Origin of the sequence: Agrobacterium sp. Ap1 (genome assembly GCF_017313375.1) — a bacterium.
GTDB classification, from domain to species: Bacteria; Pseudomonadota; Alphaproteobacteria; order Rhizobiales; family Rhizobiaceae; genus Neorhizobium; species Neorhizobium cellulosilyticum.
Genome location: NZ_JAFLMY010000003.1, coordinates 23,696 through 50,380, shown reverse-complemented (window position 1 = coordinate 50,380; position 26,685 = coordinate 23,696). Strand labels below are relative to the sequence as shown.

28 protein-coding genes are annotated in these 26,685 nt (G+C 59.7%); 15 read left to right on the top strand and 13 right to left on the bottom strand.

The window, feature by feature from the left end; genetic code table 11:
• The first annotated feature begins 18 nt into the window (after positions 1 to 18).
• Complete coding sequence (locus tag JZX87_RS06435) at positions 19 to 807, top strand: YdcF family protein (RefSeq protein ID WP_206824681.1); 789 nt, start codon at positions 19 to 21, stop codon at positions 805 to 807.
• Here the strand turns inward: JZX87_RS06435 and JZX87_RS06430 are convergent, their stop codons facing one another.
• Positions 808 to 1,236, bottom strand: a complete 429-nt coding sequence (locus JZX87_RS06430; RefSeq protein WP_206825103.1) for a hypothetical protein — start codon at positions 1,234 to 1,236, stop codon at positions 808 to 810. It abuts the gene before it with no gap.
• 170 nt (positions 1,237 to 1,406) lie between these two features.
• Here JZX87_RS06430 and JZX87_RS06425 point away from each other — a divergent pair, with 170 nt between their 5' ends.
• Positions 1,407 to 2,066 carry a trimeric intracellular cation channel family protein gene (locus tag JZX87_RS06425; protein ID WP_148146258.1) on the top strand — a complete coding sequence of 220 codons (660 nt, stop codon included), beginning with the start codon at positions 1,407 to 1,409 and terminating at the stop codon, positions 2,064 to 2,066.
• 61 nt (positions 2,067 to 2,127) lie between these two features.
• On the opposite strand, the gene irrA is transcribed toward JZX87_RS06425, so the two are convergent.
• Positions 2,128 to 2,544 (bottom strand): iron response transcriptional regulator IrrA, encoded by a 417-nt coding sequence (irrA, locus tag JZX87_RS06420; RefSeq protein WP_148146259.1) that lies wholly within the window; start codon positions 2,542 to 2,544, stop codon positions 2,128 to 2,130.
• Positions 2,545 to 2,835: 291 nt separating this feature from the next.
• Between irrA and fabA the strand changes: the two genes are divergently transcribed.
• Genes fabA through fabI form a run of 3 tightly spaced genes read left to right on the top strand, consistent with a single transcriptional unit; the run spans position 2,836 to position 5,431 of the window.
• Complete coding sequence (gene fabA / locus JZX87_RS06415) at positions 2,836 to 3,351, top strand: 3-hydroxyacyl-[acyl-carrier-protein] dehydratase FabA (RefSeq protein WP_148146260.1); 516 nt, start codon at positions 2,836 to 2,838, stop codon at positions 3,349 to 3,351.
• A 45-nt stretch (positions 3,352 to 3,396) separates the two neighbouring features.
• On the top strand, positions 3,397 to 4,620 hold the full coding sequence (fabB, locus tag JZX87_RS06410; RefSeq protein ID WP_206824679.1) for a beta-ketoacyl-ACP synthase I: 1,224 nt from the start codon (positions 3,397 to 3,399) through the stop codon (positions 4,618 to 4,620).
• Positions 4,621 to 4,624: 4 nt separating this feature from the next.
• Entirely contained in the window at positions 4,625 to 5,431 is an 807-nt protein-coding gene (gene fabI, locus JZX87_RS06405) for an enoyl-ACP reductase FabI (RefSeq protein WP_206824677.1), read from the top strand.
• Between the two features lie 22 nt (positions 5,432 to 5,453).
• Here the strand turns inward: fabI and JZX87_RS06400 are convergent, their stop codons facing one another.
• The 7 genes from JZX87_RS06400 to JZX87_RS06370 all read right to left on the bottom strand — a co-directional run bounded on the left by JZX87_RS06400 (position 5,454) and on the right by JZX87_RS06370 (position 13,422).
• Positions 5,454 to 6,104, bottom strand: coding sequence for a tetratricopeptide repeat protein (locus JZX87_RS06400; RefSeq protein WP_206824675.1), 651 nt, complete (start codon positions 6,102 to 6,104; stop codon positions 5,454 to 5,456).
• A gap of 96 nt (positions 6,105 to 6,200) precedes the next feature.
• Positions 6,201 to 7,208 carry a class I SAM-dependent methyltransferase gene (locus JZX87_RS06395; RefSeq protein ID WP_206824673.1) on the bottom strand — a complete coding sequence of 336 codons (1,008 nt, stop codon included), beginning with the start codon at positions 7,206 to 7,208 and terminating at the stop codon, positions 6,201 to 6,203.
• Positions 7,209 to 7,305: 97 nt separating this feature from the next.
• Positions 7,306 to 9,441 carry a polyribonucleotide nucleotidyltransferase gene (pnp, locus tag JZX87_RS06390; RefSeq protein WP_148146264.1) on the bottom strand — a complete coding sequence of 712 codons (2,136 nt, stop codon included), beginning with the start codon at positions 9,439 to 9,441 and terminating at the stop codon, positions 7,306 to 7,308.
• 298 nt (positions 9,442 to 9,739) lie between these two features.
• Positions 9,740 to 10,009 carry a 30S ribosomal protein S15 gene (rpsO, locus tag JZX87_RS06385; RefSeq protein ID WP_112459048.1) on the bottom strand — a complete coding sequence of 90 codons (270 nt, stop codon included), beginning with the start codon at positions 10,007 to 10,009 and terminating at the stop codon, positions 9,740 to 9,742.
• Positions 10,010 to 10,166: 157 nt separating this feature from the next.
• A complete protein-coding gene (gene truB / locus JZX87_RS06380) occupies positions 10,167 to 11,096 on the bottom strand; it encodes a tRNA pseudouridine(55) synthase TruB (RefSeq protein WP_183993011.1) in 930 nt (309 codons plus the stop codon).
• Positions 11,097 to 11,113: 17 nt separating this feature from the next.
• Positions 11,114 to 11,521 (bottom strand): 30S ribosome-binding factor RbfA, encoded by a 408-nt coding sequence (rbfA, locus tag JZX87_RS06375; RefSeq protein WP_148146266.1) that lies wholly within the window; start codon positions 11,519 to 11,521, stop codon positions 11,114 to 11,116.
• 191 nt (positions 11,522 to 11,712) lie between these two features.
• Positions 11,713 to 13,422, bottom strand: a complete 1,710-nt coding sequence (locus JZX87_RS06370; RefSeq protein WP_206824671.1) for a methyl-accepting chemotaxis protein — start codon at positions 13,420 to 13,422, stop codon at positions 11,713 to 11,715.
• Between the two features lie 436 nt (positions 13,423 to 13,858).
• Between JZX87_RS06370 and JZX87_RS06365 the strand changes: the two genes are divergently transcribed.
• The 9 genes from JZX87_RS06365 (at position 13,859) to JZX87_RS06325 (ending at position 23,137) form a co-directional block, all read left to right on the top strand.
• Positions 13,859 to 14,104 (top strand): hypothetical protein, encoded by a 246-nt coding sequence (locus JZX87_RS06365; protein WP_183684904.1) that lies wholly within the window; start codon positions 13,859 to 13,861, stop codon positions 14,102 to 14,104.
• On the top strand, positions 14,101 to 14,469 hold the full coding sequence (locus JZX87_RS06360) for a response regulator (RefSeq protein ID WP_148146269.1): 369 nt from the start codon (positions 14,101 to 14,103) through the stop codon (positions 14,467 to 14,469). The genes JZX87_RS06365 and JZX87_RS06360 overlap by 4 nt, the downstream gene beginning before the upstream one ends.
• Entirely contained in the window at positions 14,466 to 16,481 is a 2,016-nt protein-coding gene (locus tag JZX87_RS06355; protein WP_206824667.1) for a chemotaxis protein CheA, read from the top strand. Before JZX87_RS06360 ends, JZX87_RS06355 begins: the two co-directional genes overlap by 4 nt.
• Positions 16,478 to 16,993 (top strand): chemotaxis protein CheW, encoded by a 516-nt coding sequence (locus JZX87_RS06350; RefSeq protein ID WP_148146271.1) that lies wholly within the window; start codon positions 16,478 to 16,480, stop codon positions 16,991 to 16,993. The genes JZX87_RS06355 and JZX87_RS06350 overlap by 4 nt, the downstream gene beginning before the upstream one ends.
• A 22-nt stretch (positions 16,994 to 17,015) precedes the next feature.
• The gene (locus JZX87_RS06345; protein ID WP_206824666.1) at positions 17,016 to 18,698 is read left to right on the top strand and encodes a methyl-accepting chemotaxis protein; all 1,683 of its coding nucleotides are present in this window, start codon (positions 17,016 to 17,018) and stop codon (positions 18,696 to 18,698) included.
• 185 nt (positions 18,699 to 18,883) lie between these two features.
• Entirely contained in the window at positions 18,884 to 20,686 is a 1,803-nt protein-coding gene (locus tag JZX87_RS06340; protein ID WP_206824665.1) for a methyl-accepting chemotaxis protein, read from the top strand.
• Between the two features lie 3 nt (positions 20,687 to 20,689).
• Entirely contained in the window at positions 20,690 to 21,178 is a 489-nt protein-coding gene (locus JZX87_RS06335; RefSeq protein ID WP_206824663.1) for a chemotaxis protein CheW, read from the top strand.
• Positions 21,175 to 22,047 carry a CheR family methyltransferase gene (locus JZX87_RS06330; protein WP_206824661.1) on the top strand — a complete coding sequence of 291 codons (873 nt, stop codon included), beginning with the start codon at positions 21,175 to 21,177 and terminating at the stop codon, positions 22,045 to 22,047. Before JZX87_RS06335 ends, JZX87_RS06330 begins: the two co-directional genes overlap by 4 nt.
• A 7-nt stretch (positions 22,048 to 22,054) precedes the next feature.
• On the top strand, positions 22,055 to 23,137 hold the full coding sequence (locus JZX87_RS06325; protein WP_206824660.1) for a protein-glutamate methylesterase/protein-glutamine glutaminase: 1,083 nt from the start codon (positions 22,055 to 22,057) through the stop codon (positions 23,135 to 23,137).
• Positions 23,138 to 23,155: 18 nt separating this feature from the next.
• Here the strand turns inward: JZX87_RS06325 and JZX87_RS06320 are convergent, their stop codons facing one another.
• The 3 genes from JZX87_RS06320 to JZX87_RS06310 form a co-directional block, all read right to left on the bottom strand.
• Positions 23,156 to 23,344, bottom strand: coding sequence for a helix-turn-helix transcriptional regulator (locus tag JZX87_RS06320; RefSeq protein WP_206824658.1), 189 nt, complete (start codon positions 23,342 to 23,344; stop codon positions 23,156 to 23,158).
• The gene (locus JZX87_RS06315; RefSeq protein WP_183823993.1) at positions 23,341 to 23,718 is read right to left on the bottom strand and encodes a hypothetical protein; all 378 of its coding nucleotides are present in this window, start codon (positions 23,716 to 23,718) and stop codon (positions 23,341 to 23,343) included. The genes JZX87_RS06320 and JZX87_RS06315 overlap by 4 nt, the downstream gene beginning before the upstream one ends.
• A 199-nt stretch (positions 23,719 to 23,917) precedes the next feature.
• Positions 23,918 to 24,451 (bottom strand): hypothetical protein, encoded by a 534-nt coding sequence (locus tag JZX87_RS06310; protein ID WP_206824655.1) that lies wholly within the window; start codon positions 24,449 to 24,451, stop codon positions 23,918 to 23,920.
• A gap of 316 nt (positions 24,452 to 24,767) precedes the next feature.
• Between JZX87_RS06310 and JZX87_RS06305 the strand changes: the two genes are divergently transcribed.
• On the top strand, positions 24,768 to 25,487 hold the full coding sequence (locus tag JZX87_RS06305; protein ID WP_183823997.1) for a ParA family protein: 720 nt from the start codon (positions 24,768 to 24,770) through the stop codon (positions 25,485 to 25,487).
• Positions 25,488 to 25,495: 8 nt separating this feature from the next.
• On the opposite strand, the gene JZX87_RS06300 is transcribed toward JZX87_RS06305, so the two are convergent.
• Positions 25,496 to 26,533: an NAD(P)-dependent alcohol dehydrogenase gene (locus tag JZX87_RS06300; protein ID WP_183823999.1), complete on the bottom strand. Its 1,038-nt coding sequence runs from the start codon at positions 26,531 to 26,533 to the stop codon at positions 25,496 to 25,498.
• Between the last annotated feature and the right edge of the window lie 152 nt (positions 26,534 to 26,685).

Below are 26,685 nucleotides of genomic sequence, written 5' to 3'. Positions count from 1 at the left end.
TCGAATTCGCGAGCGTTCATGTTTCTTCTCTCCAAATTGTTCTGGGTTTTCGCCCAACCGCTTTCCATCGCCTTCCTGCTAGCGACGCTAGCGGCAGCACTTGCCTTCGTCGGCTGGCGAAGGCTTTCCGGCCTCTCGGCATGTCTTGCGGCGCTTGTGCTGTTCGTCACGCTATTCACGACGACGGGCACGGTGGCATTGCAGGTTCTCGAAGCCCGGTTTGAAAGACCGGTAGCCGATCCCGTCAAAGTCTCGTGCATGATCATCCTCGGCGGCGCCTTCGACAACGAGATCAATACGGCGCGCGGTGGCATGGAGCTCAACCAGTCGGCCGACCGTTTCGTCGAAGCCCTGCGGCTCGCCCGCAACCATCCTGAGGCGCGGATCCTGATTTCGGGCGGCGACGGGTCGATCAGCGGCACTTTCGAGGGCGAGGCGCAGACGGCGGAACGCTTCTTCTCGGCCTTCGGCATTTCTCCCGAGCGGCTTATCAAGGAAAACACGTCGCGCACGACCTACGAGAACAGCCTCAACACAGCCGAACTCTTGAAAGCTCAGGGGTTGGAAAACTGCCTGCTGATCACCTCGGCCTTTCACATGCCGCGCTCGGTCGGGCTGTTCGCCAAGGCCGGTGTCACGATCACGCCTTGGCCGGTCGATTATCGCACCAGCGGCGTAGTGGGACTTGGCCTGGACTTTACCCAGCCGGCGCTCAACGCCCAGATCACCACGACTGCCGCGCGGGAGTGGATGAGCCTTGCCGCCTATTATCTGACGGACCAGATCGGCTCGTTCTTGCCGAGATAACTATTTCTTGGAGATCGTAACGAATTTCGTTCCGCGAACGCGAACACGCATTTCGCAAGGTACCGCATCGGTGCGTTCGCAGAAGCGTGGATGCATCTGGAACATGAAGACCATGTTGCCAAAATACTGGACGAAATCGTAACCGTAGACCTGGGCGGTGGCGATCATGATGTAACCGCCCTCCTTGGCCTGGACATAGAAATTCTGCGGGCAGCCATCCTGATTGCATCTTGGTCCGCGAACGCCGTCACAGGTCAGGTCGCTGTGATCGATGACGACATCGGTAATATTGTCGTTGTTAATATCGAAGCGCTTGACGAAATTCGGCCCGAAATCGACCGTCTTGCAGCTTTTCCTGAAGAAGCCCTTTTCGAACATTTCCGGATCTTGCAGCAGCTGTTGCTGGGCCGATGCCATCACGGGCATCATCACCAGAAGGGCAATGGCTTGGATTATCGCGACAAAATGCTTCTTCACGGCGTTCACCACAGGCAAATTGATCTGTTTATGACGCTGCAGCACGAATTACGTATATGCAGGACACGAATTATTGTCCTCAACCATTAGCCCCGAGCACTTGCGCGACGCTGGAGAATGACATGCCGCTGCTGATGATACTCGATTATATGGGCGTTGCGGTCTTTGCAGCAACCGGCGCGCTTGCCGCCTCGCGCAAGGAACTCGATCTCATCGGCTTCCTTTTCTTTGCCGCGGTGACCGGATCGGGCGGAGGAACCGTGCGTGATCTGATCCTCGGTCGCCCGGTGTTCTGGGTCATCGATCCGATCTACATTCTCATCTGCGTCGCCACCGGCGCCTTCGTCTATTTCACCGCCTATTACGTGGAATCGCGTTACAAGCTGCTTTTGTGGCTGGACGCGATCGGCCTTGCCGCCTACTGCGTGCTCGGCGCCGCCAAGGGCATGGCCGCAACCGGATCGCCAACGATTGCGATCGTCACCGGCGTGATGACCGCGACCCTGGGCGGCGTGTTGCGCGATGTGCTGGCAAACGAGCCCTCGGTACTGTTGCGTCCGGAAATCTACATCACATCCGCGCTAGCTGGCGCTGCAACCTTTACAGCCGTACACGCCATGGGCCAGCCGCTTTTCGTCAGCGCCGGCTGCGGTGTGGTGATTTCCTTTGCGCTCCGCGGCGGCGCGCTCCACTACGGCTGGACCCTGCCGCGCTACATGTCGCGTCCAGGCCGGCCTCCCGAAGAGGCTCTGAAGTCAAGCAAAAGGAAAAAACGCCGCTAGAGCTGCCTCAATGCAATTTCAGCAAAACCGGTGCCCGGTTTTGCCGGGATACCCCCAAGCGTCAGGAGCGCTTTTCACGCAGGCGGATGACCACGTCCACATGGGCGATCTCCATGCCTTCCGGAGGTTCCGGCAGGTTGCCGATTTCCAGATTGCCCACAGGAAGGTCCATGACCTCATTGCGGCCTTCGATGAAGAAATGGTGGTGGTCCGACGTGTTGGTGTCGAAATATGTCTTGGCACCTTCGACGGCGAGAACGCGGATCAGGCCAGCTTCGGTAAACTGGTGAAGCGTGTTGTAGACGGTTGCCAATGAGACCGGCACGCCTGCGATGATCGCTTCCTCGTGCAGTTCCTCGACCGTCAGGTGGCGGTCACCCTTGGCAAAAAGAAGATCGCCCAGCGCGACGCGCTGCCGTGTAGGCCGCAGGCCATGATGGCGCAACTTCACTTCGATTTCGGGTATGGCTTCTGCCATTCTGATCTGGAGCTCCTGCAACTCGCGATACTTCTCAAGTTTCGGATATAACTTTTGGCGGCTTGAGTTTCAACAGTTTCCCGCGTCGGATGCGCACGCAATGCCGCAAATATTCGGATTTTATGCCCGTCCCTCTGGTTTGCACGCTCCGGTTCCTATATGCGGACGTGACAAAATGATGTTCCAAGGCCCAATATCCCGGACCCGGAATGTTCAACGCTTCAATCATGGCTGTGCCTGAAACAGGGCTTGGCCCGCCTGACCTAGCGATCATAGGGGATGCGGAATTCGATGACGACCAGACAATCCAGCTTCAATTACGAAGAAATTCTCGCCTGCGCACATGGTGAGCTCTTCGGGCCGGGTAACGCGCAATTGCCGCTGCCGCCGATGCTGATGGTCCACCGTATCACCGATATTTCAGAGACCGGCGGCGCTTTCGACAAGGGCTACATTCGCGCGGAATACGACGTGAAGCCTGACGACTGGTACTTCCCCTGCCATTTCGAAGGCAACCCAATCATGCCGGGTTGCCTCGGCCTCGACGGCATGTGGCAGCTGACCGGCTTCTTCCTCGGCTGGCTGGGCGAAGAAGGCCGCGGCATGGCACTTTCGACCGGCGAAGTGAAATTCAAGGGCATGATCCGCCCGACCACCAAGCTTCTCGAATTCGGCATCGACTTCAAACGCGTCATGAAGGGCCGGCTCGTGCTCGGCACCGCAGACGGCTGGCTGAAGGCCGATGGAGAAACTATCTATCAGGCAACCGACCTTCGCGTCGGCCTGTCCAAGGACAAGACGGCCTGAGGCAAACTCAAGGCCAACTGACGGAAACAACAAGGGTTACAGCAAATGAGACGGGTAGTTGTCACGGGCCTCGGTATCGTGTCCTCGATCGGTAACGACGCAGGCGAAGTCACCGAATCCTTGAGGGCTGCGAAATCCGGCATCTCCTTTTCTCCCGATTTCGCGGAGCACGGCTTCAAGTGCCAGGTCTGGGGAAAGCCGAATATCGACACGACGGAACTCGTCGATCGCCGCGCCATGCGCTTTCTTAGCCAAGGCGGCGCCTGGAACCATGTCGCGATGAAGCAGGCGCTGGCAGACAGCGGCCTGGAAGAAAAAGATTATGCCGAAAACGAGCGTGCCGGCATCATCATGGGTTCGGGCGGTCCTTCTACCCGCACGCTGATCGAAGCCGCCGACATCACGCTCAAGAACAACAGCCCGAAGCGTATCGGCCCGTTCGCCGTGCCGAAGGCGATGTCCTCCACGGCATCCGCCACGCTTGCCACGTGGTTCAAGATCCACGGCGTCAACTACTCGATCTCGTCGGCCTGCTCGACCTCGGCACATTGCATCGGCAATGCTGCTGAAATGATCCAGTGGGGCAAGCAGGACATCATGTTCGCCGGCGGCCACGAGGATCTCGACTGGACCATGTCGAACCTGTTCGACGCGATGGGCGCCATGTCTTCGAAGTATAACGATAACGCAGCCAATGCCTCGCGCGCCTATGACGCCGATCGCGACGGCTTCGTCATCGCCGGCGGCGCAGGCGTTCTGGTTCTCGAAGAGCTGGAGCATGCCAAGGCTCGTGGCGCCAAGATCTATGCCGAAATCACCGGTTACGGCGCAACGTCGGACGGCTACGACATGGTCGCTCCGTCGGGCGAAGGCGCGATCCGCTGCATGCGCCAGGCACTTTCCACCGTGAAGGGCGAAGTCGACTACATCAACACCCATGGCACCTCGACGCCGGTGGGCGATTCGAAGGAAATCGGCGCGATCCGCGAAGTCTTCGGGACCAAGATCCCGCATATCCAGTCGACCAAGTCGCTGACCGGCCACTCGCTGGGCGCTGCCGGGGTGCAGGAATCGATTTACGGCCTTCTGATGATGCAGGCCAGCTTCATCGGCGAAAGCGCGCATATCCAGAACCTCGACCCGGAATTCGACGGCGTGCCGATCGTGCGCAAGCGCATCGACAATGCCAAGATCGATACGGTTCTGTCGAACTCTTTCGGTTTCGGCGGCACCAACGCAACGCTCGTATTCCAGCGCTACAACGGATAAACCCATGACGGGTATCATGCAGGGGAAGCGCGGCCTCATCATGGGGGTCGCGAACAACCATTCGATCGCCTGGGGCATTGCAAAAGCCTTGTCTGCCCAGGGCGCGGAACTGGCCTTCACCTATCAGGGTGAGGCCTTGGGCAAGCGGGTAAGGCCGCTTGCGACGGAAATCGGCTCCGATTTCGTCATCCCCTGCGACGTTGAAGACTTGCACTCGGTCGACGCGACCTTCGCGGCGATCAGAGAGCGCTGGGGCTCCTTCGATTTCCTCGTTCATGCGATCGGCTTTTCCGACAAGAACGAGCTGAAGGGCCTTTATGCCGACACCACGCGCGAAAACTTTTCCCGCACAATGGTGATTTCCTGCTTTTCCTTCACCGAGATTGTCAAGCGGGCGGTCGAGCTGATGCCTAACGGCGGCTCGCTGCTGACGCTGACCTATAACGGCTCGCAACGCGTCATTCCCAATTATAACGTCATGGGCGTCGCCAAGGCTGCTCTAGAGGCCTCGGTGCGCTATCTGGCGGCCGACTACGGCCCGCGTGACATCCGCGTCAACACGATCTCCGCCGGCCCCGTGCGCACGCTTGCCGGAGCGGGTATTTCGGATGCCCGTGCGATCTATTGCTGTAACCGGGAAAACGCCCCCTTACGCCGTACCGCTACGATCGAGGATATCGGCGGCTCTGCGCTTTATCTCCTCTCCGACCTTTCGCGCGGCGTGACCGGCGAAGTGCATTACGTGGATGCCGGCTACAGCATCACCTCGCTGCCGACCCTCGACAAGCTGCGCCGGGCCGACACCGAGTAAGCCAAGCTTCTCGTATTGCGTTCTAAGGCTTGAGATCAATCCGTTTGAGCTCCTCAGCGGCTTGGGCGTTCCCCGCCTCTGCGGCCTCTTTCAGCAACAATTTGGCTCTCTTCGGATCTTCCGCTTCGATTAGCTGCGCCAGCTTCCATTTAGCCCAGTGATCATTTGTCTTCGGCAGGCTGCGCTCAAAATAGCGGCGCGCAAGCGCGACATCCTTCTTGATGCCCTCGCCATCGGCAAGCATGAAGGCCAGCATGTGATAGCCCCAGATATTGTCGTTTTCGGCCGCGACGCGATACCAGATGGCGGCGATTGCGGGATCGGCTGCGACAGCGATGCCCTTCTGGTAACACCAGCCGACCTTGAGCTGGCCATGCTTGTCGTTCCTGGCCGCCGCCTTCATGTACCACTGAAATGCCTGTATCGGGTCGGGAGCGAGGCCTTGGCCGTTTTCGAAGATCTCACCGAGCTTGTAGGCGGCGGCTATATTGCCCTTGTCTGCGGCAAGCCGGAAATAGTGGGCAGCAAGCCTCTGGTCGGCCGGACCCGCCGCCTTGCGTCCCTGATGCATCTCGGCGGCGTTATACCATTCCCAGGTGATAAGCGCGGAATCGGAGAAGGCCGCATTCGTGGCGGCAAGCCATATAACAATAACCGCGACCGACCGTTTCATACACGAGCTCCACACCACCGAATGCAACCTTAATTTGCATTCGGTGAATTAGGCAAGGGATGGAAACGATCGAGCTTTCTCGAAGCGCCTTGGCGCCTACTTCTTGCCCCACATGACCTTGAACTTCGAGTTGCGGCAGGTTTCGCCGTATTCGCGGAAGGCTTCGGCGAGCACCGGCTCGTAGGGCAGGCCGCGATTGGCGACTATCATCAGGCGACCGCCCTGTTTGAGCGCGGCAGCGGCGGTGCGGATCATCGTGCGACCCAGTTCCGGATCGGCGGCCTGCGCTTCGTGGAAGGGCGGGTTCATGATGACCATGTCATACTTCTCCTTCGGCGGCTCGGCTCCGAGATCCTGCCAGAAGAAGCGTGCCTGCAGATCGGGGCAATTATGCGCAAGGTTCTGCTTGGCGAATTCCAGCGCCCGATAATCGGCCTCGAAGAGATCGATGCGGTTCACCCGCGGCGACTTTTCCGCCAGCATCACCGAAAGATAACCCCAACCGGCGCCGAAGTCGGCGACATTGCCATCGAAATCGGTCGGGAAACGGCCTGCGAGCAGCTCGGAGCCCGCATCGATGCGATCATGGCTGAACATGCCCGGAGCCGCCTGGAAGCGCCCTTCGACTGTTACAGCGGTCTTCTTCAGCGCCTTGATCGCATCGCTTGCGTCTTCCGGCCGTGCGAACCAGATGGCGACACCGTGATATTTCGGTGCGTAGTCGAGAATGATGCCGAGTTTTAGCAGCATGGTGCGGATCGGCTGGATGCCGTCTTCCTTGCCGCCAGCAACCACGATCAGGCCGCCGACCTTTACGCGCGCCAGAGCTTCCGCAATGCGGTTCTCGTTGTCACCGCGATGCTTGCCGCACAGAACCAGCGCGCCGTCATAATCCTCGCCCTCAGCCTCCGGAAAGGCGTTGTTGCGTAGGGCGCGGAACAGCGGGCGGAACGGCTGTACGGAGGTGATTTCCGCGTCAAAGCCTTCCGGCCTTGCATTGCCGGCCTCGGCGCCGAGAAAGATCACCCGCTCGCCTTCGCCGGGCATGGGTACGGCATCGGTAACGAAGGGATGGAAGAGGGTTTTCAGGGCGTCGCGGCTCATGGATGCGGACCTTAAGTGAGTAGTGTGTGCGTCTACGAATAAAGAAAAGGCGCGGAAGAAGAAACTTCCGCGCCCCTGATTTCAATCAAGCGAAAGCTTATTCGGCGGCTGCGTCGCCGTCGGCCTTCTTGATTTCCTCGCCGGTGGCCTGGTCGACGACCTTCATCGACAGACGAACCTTGCCGCGCTCGTCGAAGCCCATCAGCTTGACCCAAACCTTGTCGCCTTCCTTGACGACGTCAGAGGTCTTGGCAACGCGCTCGGAAGCGAGCTGCGAAATGTGGACCAGACCGTCGCGGGCGCCGAAGAAGTTGACGAAGGCGCCGAAATCGGCGGTCTTCACAACGGTGCCTTCGTAGATCACGCCGACTTCCGGCTCGGCAACGATCGAGTGGATCCACTTGCGGGCCGCTTCGATTTCCTTGCCCGAGGAAGATGCGATCTTCACGGTGCCGTCGTCTTCGATGTTGATCTTGGCGCCGGTCTTTTCGACGATTTCGCGGATGACCTTGCCGCCTGAACCGATGACTTCACGGATCTTGTCGACCGGGATGTTCATCACTTCGATGCGCGGGGCGAATTCGCCGAGCTGCGAACGGCCTTCGGAGATCGCATTCGACATTTCGCCGAGGATGTGGGTACGACCGCCCTGTGCCTGGGCAAGTGCGACCTTCATGATCTCTTCGGTGATACCGGCAATCTTGATGTCCATCTGCAGCGACGTGATGCCGTCGGCAGTACCTGCAACCTTGAAGTCCATGTCGCCGAGGTGGTCTTCGTCGCCGAGAATGTCGGAGAGAACCGCAAAGCGGTCACCTTCGAGGATAAGGCCCATGGCAATACCGGCAACCGGCTTTGCCAAAGGAACGCCGGCGTCCATCAGAGCGAGCGAAGTGCCGCACACGGTTGCCATCGAGGACGAGCCGTTGGACTCGGTGATCTCGGAGACGACGCGCAGCGTGTAGGGGAACTGTTCAGCAGAAGGCAGCATCGGACGGATAGCGCGCCATGCGAGCTTTCCGTGACCGATTTCGCGGCGGCCCGGGGAGCCCATGCGGCCGGTTTCGCCAACAGAATAGGGCGGGAAGTTGTAATGGAGCAGGAAGCGCTCCTTGTACATGCCGGTCAGGCTGTCAACGTACTGTTCGTCTTCGCCAGTGCCGAGGGTGGCAACGACGATCGCCTGCGTTTCACCGCGGGTGAACAGAGCCGAACCATGGGTGCGCGGCAGGAGGCCGACTTCCGAGACGATCGGGCGGACGGTGACGAGGTCACGACCGTCGATGCGGCTCTTGGTGTCGAGAATGTTCCAGCGAACGATCTTCGCCTGCAGGTGCTTGAAGACGGAGCCGATAACTTCGGCAGTGTACTTCGGCTCTACGCCTTCCGGGAAGAAGTGAGCCTTGACCTTTGCCTTGACGGCGTCGACGGCAGCGTAACGATCAGCCTTCTGGGTGATCTTGTAGCCTTCGCGCAGCTCGGCTTCGAAATGCTTCAGCATTTCGGCTTCGAGTTCGGAATAGTCTTCCGGCTGGAAGTCGCGGGGCTCCTTGGCAGCCACTTCAGCGAGCTTGATGATCGCGTCGATGACCGGCTGGAAACCCTTGTGGCCGAACATGACGGCGCCGAGCATGACGTCTTCGTTCAGTTCCTTGGCTTCCGATTCAACCATCAAGACGGCGTCCTGGGTGCCGGCAACGACGAGGTCGAGAACAGACTCTTCCATCTCGTCGAGATGCGGGTTCAGGACATATTCGCCGTTGATGTAGCCGACGCGTGCGCCGCCGACCGGGCCCATGAAGGGAACGCCGGAAAGCGTCAGGGCAGCCGAGGTTGCAACCATGGACAGGATGTCCGGGTTGTTCTCGAGGTCATGCTGGACGACGGTAACGACGACCTGGGTGTCGTTCTTGTAGCCTTCCGGGAAGAGCGGACGGATCGGGCGGTCGATCAGGCGCGAAACCAGCGTTTCGTTTTCCGACGGACGACCTTCGCGCTTGAAGTAGCCACCCGGGATCTTGCCGGCGGCATAGGTCTTTTCCTGGTAGTTGACGGTCAGCGGGAAGAAGTCCTGGCCCGGCTTCGGCGCCTTGGCCGAAACGACGGTGGCGAGAACGACGGTTTCGCCGTAGGTGGCGAGAACCGCGCCGTCAGCCTGGCGGGCGATCTTGCCCGTTTCCAGCTTCAGCGTACGGCCGGCCCATTCGATTTCGACGGAGTGGGTATTGAACATATATTGTCCTTCAACGCGGGAAACGGCGTCTCGCCCCGGCTTTTCTCAAAGCTAAGAGGCGGCAACACATTCCACCGCAGTCATTGCGACACATCACGGGCAAGACAACGAGAAGCTTTTCAGATTGACCGAAGCCGTTTTGCGGCTCCGGCCAAAAGCATCCGGCAATCCTGCCCCATGACAGGTCTGGTTTTGGTGGCGAAACCGGCCCATCCGGGTCCGCCTCAGTCTGGCACCCGAAAGGTGCCGAAATAGAGATCCGGCGGACCCTTCGGATGAAGAGCCCGCCGAGAACTTGTTAGCGGCGCACGCCCAGGCTGGTGATCAGCTTGGTGTAACGGGCTTCGTCCTTCTTCTTGAGGTAGTCAAGAAGCGAACGACGGCTCGAAACCATGGTCAGAAGGCCACGACGGGAGTGGTTGTCCTTCTTGTGACCCTTGAAGTGTTCCGTCAGATTGTTGATCCGCTCGGTGAGGATAGCAACCTGGACTTCCGGCGAACCGGTGTCGCCTTCGACGGTTGCGTATTCCTTGATGAGTTCGGCCTTACGTTCTGCAGTGATCGACATCGTCTGATCCTTTATGTGAAGAGGAAATAGGGTCGCCAAAGGCCGGGATGTCGTCCAGCCTTGGCCGTGAATGCAAAGGCGATGCCCGAAGGCAGCCCCTTGGCTGGCGCTGCCTATAGACCATTCAAGCTCTAATTGGAAGAGGTGCCACGCCGGATCAGCCGAACACGCGCTTCGGGCGGAACTCGCCCTGGCCGATCTCGCCGATGGCGATCAGCTTGCCACGCACGGTGGCATAGGCTTCCGGCTCTTCGACCGGAACATCGCGGCCGCGCAAAATGATCGGGTTGCCCATCTTGATGCGGTGGGCCTGCTCTTCGGTCACCGGCAGATGCGGCAACGAGGAGAGCGCCTCGGCGGTATCGATCAGATAGGCGTCGAGAGCGGCAAGCCGCTCGTCGCGGTCCTCGATCTCTTCCAGCGCCACCAGATCGGCAAGCGGCACCATCTTGTCCTCGCCGAAGGGCGCGACGAAGGTGCGGCGCAGATTGGAGATATGACCGTAGCAACCGAGTTCGCGGCCGAAATCGCGGGCGAGCGAACGGACATAGGTGCCCTTGCCGCATTCGACCTCGAAATGCGCCTCGTTCTCACCGACACCGAGCAGCGTCAGACGGAATATTTCGACTTCGCGGGACGGGATTTCGACGGTTTCGCCGTCACGGGCGAGATCATAGGCGCGCTCGCCGGCGATCTTGATTGCCGAAAACTGCGGCGGGATCTGTTGAATGACGCCGGTATAGTTCGGCAACAGATCGCGGATCGCCTGTTCGGCCGGGCGCGTGTCGGAGGAAGCCGTCACCTCGCCTTCCAGATCGTCGGTCGAGCGTTCCTCTCCCCAGGTCACGGTAAATTCGTAGATTTTGCGACCGTCCATGACGTAAGGCACGGTTTTCGTTGCATCGCCCAATGCGATCGGCAGCATGCCGGAGGCAAGCGGGTCGAGCGTGCCGGCATGGCCGGCCTTCTGGGCGTTGAGCAGCCACTTGATCTTGGACACGGCTTCGGTCGAACCGAAGTCCACCGGCTTGTCGAGGATAAGCCAGCCGGAAACCGCCCGGCCCTTGGGTTTGCGTGGTTTGGACATGCGTTCTCTTTAGTAGATTATTCTTTGTCTTCGTCTGTCGCACCAAGATCCCGCTGGACCTCGGGCGAGCGCAGCAGCTCGTCGATCTTCTTGTAGTTGTCGAAGCTGGTATCGTCGCGGAAGCGGACTTCCGGCATGTATTTCATCTGCCGAAGCTGGCCGCCGAGCCGGCCGCGAATGAATTTCGCGTTGCGGTTCAACGCTGCAATCACGGCCTCATGGTCGGGAAGACCGAGCGGCGTCACATAGGCGGTCGCGATCTTCAGATCGGGCGACATGCGCACTTCCGATACGGAGATAACGGTCTTTTCGAGCAGGTCGTCGCGCACTTCGCCGCGCTGCAGAACCTGGGTGATGGCGGCGCGAACCTGTTCGCCAACGCGAAGCATGCGCTGGGACGGCGCCGAAGATGTAGCCTTTGCCATGTCTTGTTCTCTTTGCTAACGCCGCCGGGGTTCGTCCCGCCAGGGTAAGACCCTTGGGCGCCTTTTCAATCAAGGGCGTCAAATGACCCAGAGCCGGCCAAAGGTCAAGGCGCAGGCGCCGATAAATCGCGCCCCGCCACCGCGGGACGCAGGCTGTGTCTCTCAGAGACGGATGACGAGATCAGGCCTCATCAGAACAGGGCGTCGTCGATATCGTCGTCGCTCATGACAGCCGCAACAACGGCCGCTTCAACAGGAGGCGCGGTGCCCAGAACAGCTGCATGCAGTTCACGTTCGGAAACCATGGTGTAAAGCTTGCCGATGCGGGCGCCGAGATCGGCCAGTACCGGTTCCAGGTCGGCGGAGAGTTCGGCCGCCTCGACCATCGAAATCTCGTCGGCGCAGTTGCGCAGCACTTCGCCGAGTTCGGCCTTGAAATCGAGGCGTGACAGGGAGTGTTCCATCTGATCGATGGCGACGCCGCTCTGCTCGCTCAGGCCATCCATTTCTGCATCCATCCGATCGCCGACCTCGCGGATGCTCTGCATTGCCCTTGCCAGCCGATCGTCCAGCAGTTCCTGGCTATCGCCTTCATGACCGATATTCAGTTTGTCGGAAGCCGTTTCCAGGGTCTTCAGTTCGGCCAGCACCTTCTCTGCCGTTTCGTCCAGCTGCGCCGCAAAATTGCGCAGTTCGGCAGTAACGACATTGAGTGCCTTGCCGTGCTCGCCGATCTTGCCGCAGCGCAGATTGGTGTTCAGCGCCATATAATGAATGTCGGTGCGTACCAGTTGCAGCAGGCCGACACCATCGATCAGCTCGCGAACTGTGGTTCCGGTCGAGCGGCTGAGTTCGCCCGCCTCCATCGCCACGGCCTCGATTTCCTGGACCGCCTCGCGCGCTACGCCGACATTGGCTTCAAGCCGGCGCATCGCGTTATCGCCGCCACCTTCGGTCATCATCCGCCGCAGACCATCAATCTCCCCGAGATCGGAACGGAAGCTTGCCACCGTCTCGACGATCTTCATCGTATCACGATCGAAATCGTCGATTGACTGGCTGAGCTGCAGAGCGACAAGATTGGTGATGATCGACGACAGGTTTGTCCGGTCGGCTGCCATCAGCATTCCGGCTTCAGTTTCAAGGTAACCGTCGAGAAGCGTCAAGGTGCTCTGGCAATGTTCGATGCGCTGGCGGGTGATATCGCCGATCTGCATGGCAGATAGAACGGAGGCAAGCTTGCCCTGAATGCCGGCCGCGATCTGGCGCACGCGAGCGGCGCGCTCGACCAATACCTTCTGCTGAGCGCTGATCTCGACGCCACCGGTCGAAAGACCGGTCACGATACCCGGAATGGTCGCTTCATAACGCTCAACCGTTGCTGCGCCGCGCTCCATGACCGAACCCAGGCCCGAACCGAGCGACTTCAACTTGTCGCCGAACTCGTTCACCTGCCTTGTCCCGGTCTGGATGCGTTCGAGAATTTCTTCAGCGAAGCCTGCGAAATCAGGAATGCCTGCGCCGGTTATCTTGGCTGTCACTGCAAAGGTGCGCAGATAGCGCATGGTTTCCTGCATATCCGCCACATGCGGCCGCAGATTGCGTTCGGCCCCGGAAATATCGACAAAACCGGCCTGACGCGCGGTTTCGATTGCGCTGAGTTCGGAAAGCCGGCCGACAGTCTGCTGCAATTCGGCCATGGTGGCATTGGCCGTTTCCTCGTCGAGCGATCCGGTAATCTGGTCGAGCGATCCGATCAGCTTGTTGAGAACGTCGAGGACGGCAAGAAGTGCGGCCCCCCCGTCGAGAAAGCGCTCTTCGATACGGGACCTCGCGGTCTCCATTCGCTCAACAAGACCAGAAACCGAGGCCGAGCCTTCATAAGGCTCAGCTCTGTTCACCAAAACTGCCGCAACTGCCACTTCGGCCACCCTTCACGTTCTGCCGGGGTTTTCCACCCTTATCGGCAACGATTTGCCCTGTTCATTATGGGACAACTCTCCGCCGGCAGTGAAAGCCGGGCACGGGTTGTCCTCACATGCAAGCAATCTGCCCCGGCGACAGTTAACCGGGTCAAAACACCCCTTTGGTTTCAGTGCTCGTGGTTAATTTTCGGGAGATATGAACATTAGCTAAACGCTAATTGTGACTAATGCACATGAAAACTCACTGGCGCCAATTAACCTCTGGTTAAGCATAGTGTCTCAAATTTGGCAGACCATTTCAGCACATTCTAAGGCTTTTGGAGCAGGTATGGATATTGCCAGTCAAAATGAAGCATGCCTCCGCTTGCCCGAAAATCTGACGGTCCGGGCTATCGTGCCCATACGCGAGGACATGCTGAAATTCATCGATGCACACGAGGCCGCCAAGATCGAGCTTTCGGATGAGGTGCAGGTCGATATCAGCTTCATTCAGATGGTCGAGGCCGCCCGCGTTTATGCCGGGACGGCCGGCAAGATCATCACGCTTGCGCAGCCGGCAAGCGGTGTACTTCTCGAAACGCTCCGCAGAAGCGGCTTCCTGGAAGGCATGTCGGACGACGACGCGAAATTCTGGCTTCATCAAGGGAAAATTCAATGAGTGCCAACATCCTGACCGTCGATGACTCGGCGAGCATTCGCCTGACCACGAGGGTCGCGCTGACCAATGCCGGCTACCAGGTTACGGAAGCCGTCGACGGGGTCGATGGCATTGCCAAGCTGAATGCAGGGCAGTTCGATCTGGTCATCACCGACCTCAACATGCCCAATATGGACGGCCTGACGATGATCCGGGAATTGCGCAAGCTGCCCGCACATATGGGTGTGCCCGTCATCTTCCTCACCACCGAGTCCGACGGTGAAATCAAGCAGCAGGCCAAGGCTGCCGGTGCAACGGGCTGGCTCACCAAGCCCTTCGACCCGGAAAGCCTGGTCAAGATCGCCAGGAAGGTGCTCGGCAAATGAGCTTCCCTGATCCTATCGCGGTATTCAGAACAGAAGCAGCCGAGCTTCTGGAACAGATCGAGGCAGGGCTTCTCGATCTCAATGTGAATCTCGGCGACAAGGATCAGGTCGACGCGGTCTTCCGCGGCCTCCATACGCTCAAGGGCTCCGGTGCCATGTTCGGCTTCGAGGCGCTTGCGGCCTTTACCCACCATTGCGAAACGGCCTTCGACCGGGTGCGCAAGGGCGAGGTTCCGGCAACCCATGCGCTCGTTACCGCCGTTCTCGAAGCCAAGGATCACATGCGCGCGCTGGTGGAGACACCTGCCGGCGATCATGAAGCAGTGAGCGAGGTACTGCTTGCCAATCTGCGCCACGCCGTCGACGGCAGCGGCGATCCGGCAGCAGCATCTGTTGCTGCAGCTCCAGCCAAGACACTGTTCAAGATCCGTTTCAGCCTGCCGCAGAATGCCATGGCCAACGGCACCAATCCGCTGCCGCTGCTCGACGAGCTGCGCGATCTCGGAACCTGCCGCATTGTCGCCGACCGTTCCGGCATTCCCGCGCTCGATGAACTCGTGCCGACCGACCTGCATGTTTCCTGGGATGTCGAGCTTCTGACCGATCAGCCGCGTTCCGCGATCGATGACGTGTTCATCTTCGTCATGGACGATATGGAACTGGCCGTCGAAGAGATCGCAGTTGCGGCACAAACGCCAACTGTCGCAGCACCGGCACCTGTTGCAGCGGCTCCGGTTGCTTCCGCAACACCGACCGCCACTGCGGCACCGGTAGCACCGGTAGCACCGGTAGCACCGGTAGCACCGGTAGCACCGGGCGACGCGAAAGCCGCCAAGGCAAATGAAAATGTCCGCGTTCCCGCCGAAAAGCTCGACGAGCTGATGGACCGGGTCGGTGAACTGGTGATTGCCCAGTCGCGACTCTCTCAGCTGGCAGGCGGCAGCGGCGATCTCACGCTGCGTGCCGTGTCCGAAGACGTCGAACGTCTTTCCGGCGAGTTGCGCGACACGATGATGGTCCTGCGCATGGTGCCGGTTACGCATCTGTTCAGCCGCTTCCGCCGCCTGGTCCACGATCTGGCGAACGAAACCGGCAAGAGGATCGAACTTGTCACCGAGGGTGAAACCACGGAAGTAGACAAGAGCGTCATCGAACGCTTGGCAGATCCACTGGTGCATCTGGTCCGCAATTCCTGTGACCACGGTCTCGAGACACCGGAAGATCGACTTGCAGCGGGCAAGACAGAAGCCGGCCATATCCACTTGTCCGCCCGCCAGCAGGCCGGCGAAGTGATTATCACGATCAAGGATGACGGTCGCGGCATCAACAAGGAGCGGGTTCGCGCCAAGGCGGAATCCTCCGGTCTCATAGCCGCCAATGCCAGCCTCAGCGATCAGGAACTCTACCAGCTGATCTTCCAGCCGGGCTTCTCGACAGCGAGCCAGGTCACCAACCTGTCGGGCCGCGGCGTCGGCATGGACGTGGTAAAGCGCACCATCGACGCGCTCCGCGGCACGATCAACGTCGTCAGCCGTCCGGGAGAAGGTTCGGAGATTTCGCTCGCCATCCCGCTGACGCTTGCCATCATTGACGGCCTGCTCGTGCGTGTCGGAAACGGCCGCTACGTCATCCCGCTTTCGGCGGTCGAGGAATGCCTCGAGCTCTCGATCGAGGAAGACATGCGCTCTCGCGGTCGCAGCTTCATCTCTCTGCGCGACAGCCTCGTTCCCTTCCTTCGCCTGCGCGATCTGTTCCGTACAAACACGACGCCCGATCCCTTCCAGAAGGTGGTCGTCATATCCACCGGTTCGGAACGCGTCGGCCTGGTCGTCGACCAGATCATCGGCGACCATCAGACGGTCATCAAGGGCATGTCGAAGCTTCACCATGACGTGGCGACCTTCTCAGGCGCCACCATTCTAGGCGACGGCGATGTCGCTCTTATTCTCGATGTCGGCCACCTCGTCGCCGAGGGCCAGCAGCAGGAGGCGCATCTGCGCGCAGCCGGATGAACCAAGCCTTAGCAAAACTTTCGGAAGATCTGTGGGAAGGACGCGACGAACTCGAGGTGCTTACCTTCGAGATCGCCGGCGAAACCTTCGCGCTCGAAGCCTTCATCGTTCAGGAAATCCTTGATCTCTTGCCGGAAACCAGTGTTCCGGGCGCTAAGGCCTTTGTCGGTGCCGTGATCAACTTCCGCGGCAAGGTCATTCCGCTTGCCGATATCCGCCTCGCTTTCGGCATGGAGGCGACGAAGCCGACCATCGACAGCCGGATCATCGTCATCGAGATCGAAATCGATGGGGAGCCGGTACTTGCAGGTATCCGCACAGACAAGGTGAATGAAGTCACCACGCTTTTGCAATCCGCCAGCGAACCGCCGCCAAGTGTGGGCATGCGCTGGCGCCCGGATTTCATCAACTGCCTCGTGAAGCGGGGAAGCGAATTCATCATCGTTCCCAATCTGCAGGTCATCTTTTCGGCCAGACACGAGCGTTCCGCAACCGCGCCGACCCACGGTTGATCATATTTGACGGAGATTACATATGCGTGCCTCGATCAAGTTAAAGCTCGCTTCGGCCTTCGGCTTCATTATCATGATGCTGATCGTGACTGCCGGTTATGGCATTTTCAGCCTCGGCAACCTCAACGATACTCTGGAACAGGTTATCCAGGGTCCGGCGACGCGTCTCAAGCTGACGCAGACGCTCAATGCCGAACAATTGCAGCAGCTTCGCCAGCAGAAAAACCTTCTGCTCGCTTCCACTCATGCTGACATGCAACGCTACATCGAAAGCAACGACGCGGCACGTAAGGCCTATGACGAAAGCTTTCAGATGATCCAGGCGCGCGCGACCGAGCAGGGCAAGGTCTACTGGGACAAACTTTCTGGCTTCACCGCAGAATTCCGCAAACAGGACGATCGCATCCGCGCCCTTATGCTGGCAGGCGACCAGACCGGTGCCAATCAGGTCTCCAGCAACGAAGCACGCGTAGTGATCAACCAGATCGACGCTCTTCTCGCAGAAGTCATCAAGCTTGAGGACAGCCGTCTTCAGGCCGCTGACGAACAGGCTGATGTCGACTATGCCCAGACCCGGATGATCATGATCTCGGTTGCTGCGGCGGCCTTTCTGATCGCAACGCTTGCCGCGCTTTGGATCGCGCTGAGCATCAACAAGGGTCTGCGCAACGCAGTCAGCGCGGTGCAGAACGTTGCCGAAGGCGATCTTACCCGCTTTGCGACAATTTCCAGCAAGGACGAGATCGGCGACCTGCTCACTTACGTCAACACGATGATCGAGCGCCTGCGCGGCGTGGTCGGTGATGCGCTGTCGGCCTCCGACAACGTCTCTTCGGGCAGCCAAGAACTTTCGGCAAGCTCCGAACAGCTTTCGCAGGGCGCGACCGAACAGGCATCCTCGGCCGAAGAAGCCTCCGCCTCGATGGAAGAGATGGCTGCCAATATCAAGCAGAACGCCGACAACGCCGCCCAGACGGAAAAGATCGCGCGTCAATCCTCAAGGGATGCAGAAGCCTCTGGTCAGGCCGTTAACCGTGCCGTCGGCGCGATGCGGACGATCGCCGAAAAGATTTCCATCGTTCAGGAAATTGCCCGTCAAACAGATCTTCTGGCCCTTAACGCCGCGGTCGAGGCTGCACGCGCCGGCGAACACGGCAAGGGCTTTGCGGTCGTTGCTTCGGAAGTGCGCAAGCTCGCCGAGCGTTCTCAGGCTGCCGCCGCTGAAATCAGCGCGCTTTCGGGTGATACCGTTCAGGTCGCAACCGAAGCCGGCGAAATGCTGAACCGCCTCGTTCCGGACATCCAGAAGACCGCTGAACTGGTCTCGGAAATCTCCGCCGCCTGCCGCGAGCAGGATATTGGTGCTTCGCAGATTAACGAAGCCATCCAGCAGCTCGACAAGGTGACCCAGCAGAATGCCGGCGCATCGGAAGAAATGTCGGCAACGTCGGAAGAGCTCGCCTCCCAGGCTGAAGAGCTTCAGGCATCGATCGCCTTCTTCCGCGTCGATCAGGCGGGCGCAAAACCGGCACCCAAACGATCTGCCGCCCCTGCCCCGCGCGCTGCTGCAAAGCCCGCCTACCGGGCATCGGCTCAGAGCGGCCATTCCGTCCATGCTCAACAGGCCAAGGCCAAGGGTTTTGCGCTCGACATGTCGATGGGCGGCCCGGACGCGGACGACCAGCACTTCCGCGAAAGCGCTTGAGAACAAAATAGCTGGTCCTGGCTGCCTTGTGGCCCGGACCACCGCCGCCGTGTGTATGCGTCGACGTCAGACCGGTTTGAATTGAGGTTCCGGGGCGAATGTCTTGCCCGAATACCGATCCATTCAGCTTTCACCATCGAGGTTGAAAGCTCCACGTCGCCATCCATGCATATCGGGGTATTTCCTTGCGCTTCACCATCAAACTCAAGCTGGCGTTGTCTTTCGGACTGATGATTGTCCTTCTGGCATTGACCGCCGGTTACGGCATCTTCAGCCTCTCCAACCTCAACACCGCCATCTCCGAACTCATCGCGGGCCCCGCAAAGCGGCTCGAACATGCGCAGAATGTCGGCGCGCTGCAGCTGCGCATCGTCCGCGCCCAGATGAACATGGCCACAGCGACCACCTCGGCTGATGTCGACAGCTATCTCAAGGCCAGCGACACCAACCGTGTGAAATTCAAGGAAGAGATCGCATGGCTGATTGCAGCCGCAACATCTGACGAAGGCCGCAAGTCCTGGCAGGATGTCGGCGATCTCGGTGACAAGCTGTTTGCGATCGATGACAAAATTCGCGAACTGGCTAAATCCAGCAACGGTGCCGAAGCAGTGCGGCTGGCGACGACCGAAGGACGCTCAACGGTCGACGCGATCGAAGAGTTGGCAAATGCACGCGCCGATGCAAGCCGCGCGGCCATGCAGAAGGCCGATGCGGATACCAACGATCAGTATACAACAACCCGCAACTTCATCGTCGGCCTGGCCGCAATCGCACTGCTCATCGCAATCGTTGCAGCTCTGTGGATTGCACTCAGCATCAGCAACGGCCTGCGGAAGATCATGGGCGTTGCAGAGGCCGTTTCGATCGGCGATCTCAACCAGGACGTCCAGATCAAGTCCAACGATGAAATCCGCGATCTGGTCAACACCATCAACGTGATGACCGCCAATCTGCGCAATACGGCCGATATCGCCGACCAGATTGCCAATGGCAACCTGACCGTCACGCCGAAGCCGCTTTCCGACAAGGATACGCTCGGCATCGCACTCGAAAGCATGGTCCAGCGCCTGCGCGGCGTCGTGGCCGACGCGCTTGCCGCTGCCGACAACGTTTCGTCCGGTAGCCAGGAACTGTCCTCCAGCTCGGAACAGCTCTCGCAGGGTGCAACCGAGCAGGCATCGTCGGCCGAAGAGGCTTCCGCCTCGATGGAACAGATGGCCGCCAACATCAAGCAGAACGCCGATAACGCTGCCCAGACCGAAAAGATCGCCCGCCAGTCTTCCAAGGATGCCGAAGCATCCGGCGAAGCCGTTGCCCGAGCCGTCGGCGCCATGCGCACGATTGCCGAAAAGATCTCGATCGTTCAGGAAATCGCCCGCCAGACCGACCTTCTCGCGCTGAATGCCGCCGTCGAAGCCGCGCGTGCCGGCGAACACGGCAAGGGTTTTGCCGTCGTTGCCTCGGAAGTGCGCAAGCTTGCCGAGCGTTCGCAGGCTGCTGCCGCCGAGATCAGCTCGCTTTCCGGCGAGACGGTGCAGACGGCCGCCGAGGCCGGCGACATGCTGAACAAGCTGGTGCCCGCGATCCACAAGACCGCCGAACTGGTTTCGGAAATCTCCGCCGCCTGCCGCGAGCAGGATATCGGTGCCAGCCAGATCAACGAAGCCATCCAGCAACTCGACAAGGTGACCCAGCAGAACGCCGGCTCGTCGGAGGAAATGTCCTCGACCTCTGAAGAACTTGCGGCCCAGGCCGAAGAGCTGCAGGCCTCGATCTCCTTCTTCAAGGTCGATCAGGCCGGCTCCCGCACCCGTGCGGCACCGGCTGCCAAGGCACCGGCCTACAAGCCTGCCCCGCAGGCACAGCGGACGAGTGCCTCATCGGCGAACGGCATCAAGTCGCAACAGGCCCGCGCCAAGGGTTTTGCCCTCGACATGTCGATGGGCGGCCCCGATAGCGACGACGCCGATTTCCGGGAAAGCGCTTAAACCATGGCCGCATCATCTGAATCCCAGTTCGTAACTTTCAGTCTCGGCGAGGAGATCTTCGCCGTGCCTGTCGAGGTGGTGCGGGAAATCCTCGACCACGAGGACGCCTTCAAGATCCCGCACGGGCCGGATTATCTTCTCGGCCTGCGCGATGTCCGCGGACAGGGCGTGCCGATCATCGATCTTCGGATCCGGCTCGGCATGAGCCCGACCGCACGCACGCCGCATACGCGCATGCTGGTTCTCGACGTGCCGATCGGCGACAAGGTTCTGGCGCTCGGGCTGGTCGCCGATCGGGTCTATGAAGTCGTGCCGTTCCGGTCCGAGCAGATCGAAAATGCGCCCGATATCGGCATTCGCTGGCGATCAGACTATATCGCCGGCGTGGTGCGCAAGGATGGCGGCTTTGTCGTCATCATCGATCTCGCCCGGCTATTTTCCGATACCGGCCCGGCGCTTGCCGGCGTCGCGCCCAGATCACAGGTTGCATGACGGATTCCAGCGTGAACGCAGCATTAAAGACACAGCCACTGGACGATCAGCTCAGCAAGCGCAATTTCGAGGCGCTGTCGAAATTCATCTACAGCTACAGCGGCATCAAGATGCCGCTGAGCAAGTCCACCATGCTCGAAGGCCGGCTTCGCCGCCGGCTCAGGGTCACGGGCATCGCCACTTTCGACGACTATTGCGACTATCTCTTCAATCAGGGCGGCATCGAGCGCGAGGCCATCTACCTGATTGATGCGGTCACGACCAACAAGACAGACTTCTTCCGCGAACCGAAACATTTCGACTACATGCGGGACGTGGCGCTTGGCGATATCGTGCGGCAGTTTTCCGAGCGACGACTCCGCATATGGAGTTCCGCCTGCTCGACGGGGGCTGAGCCCTACACGCTGGCCATGGTGATGTCCGATTACCTGCAATCGCAGGCGCCGGACCGGGACTATTTCATCCTGGCGACGGACCTTTCCACCGATGTGCTGCAGAAGGCGCAGAAGGGCATTTATTCGTCCGACATGATGGCGCCTGTACCGCCCGACATGATGCGCCGCTATGTCATGCGGGCGGCCAATGCGCATCGGCAGGAAATGCGGGTCGCGCCGATGCTGCGCCAGAAGGTCGGGTTCGCGCGAATGAACCTGATGGATGCGAAATATCCGATCGGCGATCCGATGCACATCATCTTCTGCCGCAACGTGCTGATCTATTTCGACAAACAGACCCAACAGCAGGTCCTGACCCGGCTATGCAACAGCCTGGTACCTGGCGGTTACCTGTTCATCGGTCATTCGGAAACCGTCAGCGGCTTCGATCTGCCGATCCGGCAGGTCGCCAACACAATCTTCAAGCGGATATAGGCAAAGCATGGGCGGTAAAATTCGTGTCCTGATCGTCGACGACTCGGCGAGCGTGCGGCAGACGCTCTCGACTCTTTTGTCGGAAGACCCGGATATCGAGATCATGGGGGTTGCCAACGACCCGTTCATGGCCGCCAAGAAACTGCGCGACGAAATACCGGACGTCATCACACTCGATGTCGAGATGCCGCAGATGGACGGCATCACCTTCCTGCGCAAACTGATGTCGCAGCATCCGATCCCGGTAGTGATGTGCTCGTCCCTGACCGAAACCGGCTCGGAAACGCTGATGCAGGCGCTTGAGGCCGGAGCTGTCGACATCATCCTCAAGCCGAAGATCGGCGCTGCCGACCACCTGGCCGAACATGCCGAGCAGATCCGCCAGACGGTGAAGGGTGCGGCGCGCGCCAGCATTTCGAAACTGCGCGCAAGCCGCCTAAAGGAACGTCCCGTCCAGGGCAAGCTGACGGCGGATGCCGTGCTGCCGCCGCCGAAGATCGGCGCGATGGCGAAGACGACGGAAATGGTCGTCTGCGTCGGCGCCTCGACCGGCGGCACCGAAGCGCTGCGCGAACTGCTGGAAGCGCTGCCGGCAAATTCGCCGGGCATGGTCATCGTCCAGCACATGCCGGAAAAGTTTACCGCCGCCTTTGCCAAGCGCTTGAACAGTCTTTGCGAAGTCGAGGTGAAGGAAGCCGTCAACGGCGATCCGGTGCTTCGCGGCCATGTCCTGATTGCGCCGGGTGACAAACACATGCTGCTCGAGCGCCGCGGTGCACGCTACGAGGTTTCCGTCCGGGAAGGCCCACTGGTCAGCCGACACCGGCCCTCGGTCGACGTACTGTTCCGCTCCGCCGCCCGCTCTGCTGGTGCTAACGCGATGGGCGTGATCATGACCGGAATGGGCGACGACGGCGCGCGCGGCATGAACGAAATGCACCAGGCCGGCGCATTCACGGTGGCGCAGGACGAGGCAAGCTCGGTCGTGTTCGGCATGCCGAAGGAAGCCATCGCCCATGGCGGCGTCGACCGCATCGTACCACTCGACCAGATCGCACGGGAGATACTGGCGGCGGACAAGCGGCGGTAACGCCTGAAACGGCCGCGATCACTCTTCGAAAATATCCTCGATCCTGCGCTCCAGCACGCGGGCAATGGCAAATACCAACGGCAGGCTCGGATCGTAACGCTCATTTTCGATCGCGTTGGCCGTCTGGCGCGATACAGAAAGCCGGGCCGCAAGCTCGCTCTGCGACCAGCCTTTCTCGATGCGGAGAGCCTTCAACCTGTTCTTCATCGAAAGCGCCGGGCACTGATCAGGCCGCCGACCATCCAAAGCACCGCCATCAGCGGCCAGACGAAAAACATCGAAAGCTTCGGGTAGCCGACATTTTCGAGAAACCCGTAGCTGAAGGTGACCAGAGCGGTTCCAGCAAAGGCCAATGACAGTGCTTCGAGCTGGATCCGGTGCTGAAGTTCATCAGACGACCTCACCTGCCTCATGACGGACAGCGCCACAGCCGCCCCCGGCAACATAGGCGTCAGCGCAACAACGGTTTTCCAACCACCCTCAATCTCGCTGATATTGAGAAACCATACGGATCCGACCAGCACGACCATATAGGCGGCCATGCTCGCGCTGAATTCGACAATGAAACGACCTCTGTGCATATCTCGCTCCTGTAAAGTTTCCTTTACATAGCGAAACGATCGAAATGTTTAGCTTGCTTTACATCTCGATCGAAAAGCGTGGGATCACGTCTACTTCGCGCCACAAGCGGCCGTCGGATGGTCATCGACTATATCTCACCTTGGGCGAGATATGGCCATCGATCAGGTCGATTTCCCGACTGACAGCATGCCTTCTCGTTCAGTCCGTAGTCACTTTGTAATCGGCTAGTTTTGCTTCGTAGATCATTTCCATGGACACGGGCCAGTCGTTCGACACCGCTTCGAATAGGGGGCTTATTGTCTTGAATGGAACTCGCCAAATGACGTTGTTGCGGTCGTAGTCCGAGGCCACGAGCAGATTTGACCAATTCCTGTCGGGGCCGCGATCCACAAAGCTAATATAGGCATGGATGCACTGGTTGCAGATGTAGGCCACCGACTTACGCTCGGCTCTTTCCCCATTCCAGTCGTAGTTTTCGTCAAGCGTAAATCGGTTCATCTTCGTCACATTCTTTGCGACGGGTGCGCAGAACAAATCCAGTTGCATTTTCGATATCTTTGAAGACACCTTATGCAATTCGACCATCCTGCGGACGATAAAAAAACCAATCATCACATCGCGCTCAACTACGCAAACGGCACGCTCCGACCAACGCTTCGGCTTGGAAGTCGGGCGAATGCTCTTCGCGATCCGGGCAAGCTCTTCTTTCCAATATAGGGACTCAATCGCCATATTCGCTCCAAACACGCGGCGCAGATCATACACAGATCTTGTAAGTTGCGGGCATCACATGTCTCTTACGAAAAGTCATGGACCGTCTCGCGATATGGGGCTTTGACAAATCGAGGGCGTTTCATCGCGGCAGCGCCCCCGTATCTACTTTTTGACCGTTTTTTCAATGTCCGCATTGGGCCGACAGCATCCTCCGACAAAACCACACCCCAATCTTCACCCCACATTAACCATATCCACCAACAATAGGCCCCGCGCATCATGAGGGTGCGGCCAGAGCCATTATCGGCTCGCAGCCGAACAGGTTCCCTTACGAATGCCCGTCATCACTTTCGCTAATACCAAGGGCGGCGCCGGCAAGACGACTGCGGTGCTTTTGCTTGCAACCGAGCTTGCACAGGTCGGTTACCGCGTGACCGTGCTCGATGCCGATCCGCAGCGCTGGATCTCGCGCTGGCACCAGCTTTCGCCCGGCCTGCCGCGCCTCAACGTGATTTCCTATGTGACGCAGGCATCGATCGAGCGGCATATCGCCGACAACCGCTACACGACGGATTATTTCATCGTCGACCTTCCGGGCGCGCAGAGCCCGCTGCTAGCCAAGGCGATCGGCCTTTCCGACCATGTGCTGATCCCGATCCAGGGCTGCGCCATGGATGCCCAGGGCGGCGCGAACGTGCTGGAACTCCTGCGCTTCCTCGATGACAAGGCAGGCATCAAGGTTCCGCATTCGGTGGTGCTCACCCGCGTCAACTCGATGGTGACGACGCGCGCGCTTCTGGCTGTCAAAATGCTGCTTCTGGAACGGGGCGTCGAGGTGCTCGGCACGCCGATCATCGAACGCGCCGCCTTCCGCGATATCTTCGATCTCGGCGGCACGCTGCACACGATGGACGAAAGCCGGATCAGCAATCTCGACAAGGCAAGGCAGAACGCCCGCAATTTCGCGCTCGAAATGCTGCGGCACGTGCCGCTCCGGGGCACCAAGCCGATTTCGGAGCAAACGACCGCCCGCCGTTTCTGGCAGGCGGCCTGATCGAGCTTTTAAGCTTTCACCTTGATCTGCAGCTTGACGTCGGACGCATGTCCGGCGGCAGCACGCTCGAAGGCGGCGATCGATTCCTTGAAATCGAACGTGCCGGTGATCAAAGGCTTGAGGTCGACCTTGCCCGAGGCGATCAGTTCCAGCGCCCGGTCAAAGATGTTGGCGTAACGGAAGACGGTCTCGATGCGCACTTCCTTGGAGATCGCGCTTGCCACGTCGAACGGCACCGGCTCAACGGGCAGGCCGACCAGAACGAAGGCGCCGCCGGGCCGCACGAGATCAAACATGCCCTGATAGGCCCTGGGGCTGCCGCTTGCCTCGAACACGACATCGACGCCCCAGCCGGACGTTTCCTCTGCAATCACATCGGCAAACGACTGCTCACGAACATTGACCGGGATGATGCCCGGATATTGCGCGGCGATCTTCAGTTTGTCGGCGCTCAGATCCGAAACGAACACGCGGGCGCAGCCGCCGGCCAGAGCCGCCAGCGCCACCATGATGCCGATCGGGCCGGCGCCGATGACGGCCGCCACATCGCCCGGCTGCAATCTGGCGCGGGTCGCCGCCTGCATACCGATCGCAAAAGGCTCGACCATTGCGCCTTCTTCGAAAGACACATTGTCGGGTAGCTTGTAGGTGAAGGCGGCGGGGTGGACGGTATAGGGTGCGAGCACACCATGGATCGGCGGTGTGGCCCAGAAGCGTACGTCAGGATCGACATTATAAAGGCCGAGTTTCGAGGCCCGCGACGAAAGGTTCGGGATGCCCGGCTCCATGCAGACACGGTCGCCGACCTTGAGGTTCTTCACCTCCGAGCCAATCTCGACCACCGTTCCGGCAGCCTCGTGGCCCAGCACCATTGGCTCGCGCAGCACATAGGGGCCGATCGCACCGTGAGTGTAATAGTGCACGTCGCTGCCGCAGACGCCGACGGTGTCGATCTCGATCTTCACGTCGCCCGGCCCAACCTCCAGCGGAAGATCGATCTCCCTCAGCGCCAGCTTGCCTTTTTGCTCCAGTACAAGAGCCTGCATTTCGTTTTCCTTCCCTATTGCCCGGAACCGCCCGGCCGCCGTTTCGGCAGGCCAGGTCATGGGGTGTTCATTCCAGCCTCGACAACCATAACCGTGCAAAAGCAGTTATGCGACTGGGCTTGATTGACAAATGAGAAATATTTCAGGGAGCA